General features: G+C 55.8%; 1 pseudogene. It reads right to left on the reverse strand.

Annotation, left to right across the window (positions count from 1 at the left end):
- Positions 1 to 154: pseudogene (locus EOD29_RS33850) on the reverse strand (response regulator); the annotation flags it as partial.
- Between the last annotated feature and the right edge of the window lie 95 nt (positions 155 to 249).

A 249-nucleotide genomic window follows, 5' to 3' on the forward strand; every position in this document is an offset into this window, starting at 1 on the left:
GTTCGCGGTCATTCGCAAGGCCGGCGACCTGCATGCCAATGCCTTCCACCGTCGCGCCGAGATCGAGCGCGATCAGGAATTCATCTTCGACGATCAACACTCTCTGCTTCATGAGATCGTCTTGTTGGCAGTGCCGCACGACATTGGTGGCCATGATCCGTCCTCTTGTTACGCATATACTTCGAAAGAAGGAGCCGCTTCGGCAGTCTGTCCTGCTGAAACTCATAGTCGTAACGGCGAACGTGGCGA

Source organism: Mesorhizobium sp. M1A.T.Ca.IN.004.03.1.1 (genome assembly GCF_003997555.1).
In the GTDB taxonomy this organism is placed as follows: Bacteria; Pseudomonadota; Alphaproteobacteria; order Rhizobiales; family Rhizobiaceae; genus Mesorhizobium.